Source organism: Aliivibrio sifiae, assembly GCF_002954705.1.
Taxonomy (GTDB): Bacteria; Pseudomonadota; Gammaproteobacteria; order Enterobacterales; family Vibrionaceae; genus Aliivibrio; species Aliivibrio sifiae_A.
The window spans coordinates 1008941-1012099 of record NZ_MSCO01000002.1 but is presented as its reverse complement, the minus strand read 5'-3'; the positions used below and the strand labels follow the sequence as shown (position 1 = coordinate 1012099).

Here is a 3159-nt window from a genome sequence, read left to right as displayed (position 1 = left end):
TCATGAGATAGTAAAATGAAACTCAATCGTTTCATTTGATATTAAATTATCAGATTTTTTATTAAGCAGTTGCTGATCAAGCTGTAGACAAGTTTGATAATCGGGAAAGCGAGCAAGGACTGTATCGACTGGCATACCAACCAAATCGCACTCTAGATAATCTATGTGTTTTTTATTATTGTATATCGCCACACCATACTCATCTCTTAAAATGCACAGGAAATTACAGTGCTTCATTAGATTGGTCGTAAATAAGATTGATGGGCTTTTGATACCATCAAGTAATTCTTGATACTTTGTATTAAGTGCATGGAGATCAAAATTATTATAATCGATGCCTAGTAGATTAAAGGGGTCTTGTGGTTTCAGTTCACTTAATGCTGTTTCTAACTCTACATCATTTTTGGCAATGTTAAGATTATAAATAAAGCGATCAATAGGGGGAGTTATTGAGCTAGGTTTATTCTCTAATTGTGGTTTTTTTGATTCAAAATTCTGATCAATATCAGATAAAGGTAACGGATACGAGAAGTGGTACCCCTGAGATATTACCGAACCAAAAGATTGAATTAAATTGAGTTGATTGACGTTTTCAATGCCTTTTATGATGACGGTATTACCCAGGAATTTATTTAGCTTATGGTAGAGAGAGCGTAGGAAGCAAAAAGATAAATAATCATCATTAATAGCACTAATTAAAGAACGGTCAATTTTAATATAGTCAAAATTCAATCCTAATAATGGATCTGAGCTAACGCATTCTGTGCCATAATCATTAAGCGTAAAAAGAACACCAACATGACGTAAACGTTTAATATGAATACGTATTTTTTCTAGATCAAAGTGTTTGTTGTTGAAGTTCAGTTCTAAGGTGAACCCTTTATTTAACGAAAATATGGTCTCACAGTATTCAATAAATGATTCTGACTCTAGGCTGTCTACTGATACATTAATTGAGATATGAATATGAGCTTGATTTCGTAAACTTAATTTATCTGAAATAACATGAGAAATAACTTCTTTATCAAAACTTTCTTTATCTTCAATTCCAGAAATGAAGTGTATAGGCAATTCATTAGAATGCTGAAATCGTAATAATGCCTCATAGGAAACAATAGTGCTTAGAAAAAGTTAGGTTGGTAAATGAAGTATTTATTTTCAAGCATTATTCTTATTATATCCCAAGTTATAATTGGCGCTAATTTACCATGTTCAATAAATTGAACCTATCTGAAGACCAGTTCAAATTGAGATAAACCTCACATTTATAAAATGAAATAGTACTGTAAAAAGTATAATTATTGATTATGTTATCAGCTTTGAATGGGATTAAGATTTAATGTTAATACCATCTTGGTTTTTATCAGAATTATTTTCCAGTAAACGTGTGGCTTGTTGAATGTTGACCTCTAATAAATTGATAAGTTGTTGAATGTCATTTAATTTAGGAGTAATCCCCATTTTTGCCTCTTTTTCTATAGAAGCAGCACTTTCTACAAGGCGATGAGCGTCAAAATTTCCTGCCATTCCTTTTATCGAATGCGAATGAAGGCGGATATTATCGATGTCTTTTTTGTCGTAAGCGGTGATTAAAGACGTAATACTCTCTTCTGAGGTATCAATGAATGAAGTTAAGAAATCATTTAATACGCCAGTATCATCGTCACAAATATCCATAAGAGGTTCTAATGTTAACTCGGCTTCAGTAAGGGCTAATGTAATGATTTTATCTTTTGAGTACCGTTTCAACTCTATGATATTTTTATTTGGTTGGTGGTTGGATTTATTTCGTTCAATTTTTGTTTTGTGGTGATTAATCGCATCAAGAAAGCTTTGCTCTTGAAGAGGCTTAGTTAAGATATAATTAGCACCAGCGGCAATGAAATTATCATGCGCTTCTTGGAAAACATCAGCAGTACAAGCAAAAATGACGGTTGAGATTTTTAATTTATTTCTGATAATTTGTGTTGCTGTTATTCCATCCATGATTGGCATGTGGTTATCCATGATGATCAGGTCAAACGAACTCTCTTTTAATATATCAATAGCGATCTGGCCATTTTCAGCAATGGCTACCTGATGCCCTAAGCGTTGGCAGAACATTTTCGCGACTAACGCATTTACCTTATTATCTTCAGCAATCAATATTGATAAATTGCTTGGTGTTTCGTGATCTTCTGGGGGAATTTTCGGTGAATGATCCTTATTCTCAATAGCGGCTTGTTTAATACTTGTTTCAAGCGGGATAACGATTGTAAATGTCGTCCCTTTTCCTTCTGTGCTATTAACTGAAATCTCGCCTCCCATAACATCAACGAGTTGTTTGACAATGGCTAGTCCTAATCCTGTGCCGGCATACTGCCTAGTCGTTGAAGATTCAGCTTGAATGAAAGGGTTAAAGATTTTCTCTAAACGTTCTTTTCGGATCCCGATACCACTGTCTTTGATTTGAATGGTGATACCAGTTTGTTTTTGTGTAGTTAATGTGTGGTTAAAAAATAAAGTGATTGCACCATCATGAGTAAATTTCACCGCGTTACTTATGAGATTAAAAATGATTTGTCGTATTCGAGGTTTATCACCTTTAAATATGGTGTTGGGGCCTATTTCATTGTTAATAATTAAATTAAGTCCTTTGTCTTCGCAAATTGGTATATAGGTACTGGTAATATCACCGTTGTATTCTTGGTTAAAGCGATTTGAATAATGTTTGGAAGTGCTCAGAAATTGAATAATATCCGTCCAATTACTGTCCATTTCTAATGGATTATGAATCGGGCCATCCAGTTGTTGTTCTAAACTTGCCGCTCTTCCATCCCAGAAAAAACGAGTATTTAAACTGATATTAAACAGTGTTGGAGAATTACGGGGTCCTTTATCATGAACCCCAATTGAGGAGGGAATTGATTCTGCACCATTAGTAAAAATATGGTGGCATGATTCACAGCTTACTTGTCCATTTGAAGATAACCTAGGATCAAGAAAAAGCTCTAAACCTAATTTAGCTTTGCTTTTCTCTTTGATTTCTACTTTATCAATAGTTGTAATCGCTTTAGAAAAAAGGTCATTATTCTCAACTGTTTTGGGGTGAGAATTAGGATCCCAAGTAGGGGCTTGAAAAGATAAGTATAGATAAATACTGCAAACACTTATTATTAG

1 protein-coding gene and 1 pseudogene are annotated in these 3159 nt (G+C 33.8%); both read right to left on the bottom strand.

Going from position 1 to position 3159, the window contains the following annotated elements; all coding sequences use genetic code 11:
• Positions 1 to 21: 21 nt before the first annotated feature.
• A pseudogene (locus tag BTO22_RS15520) lies at positions 22 to 1166 on the bottom strand (EAL domain-containing protein); the annotation flags it as partial.
• 163 nt (positions 1167 to 1329) lie between these two features.
• On the bottom strand, positions 1330 to 3159 hold a 1830-nt coding region (locus tag BTO22_RS20050; RefSeq protein WP_258132622.1), incomplete at its 5' end, for a cytochrome c peroxidase.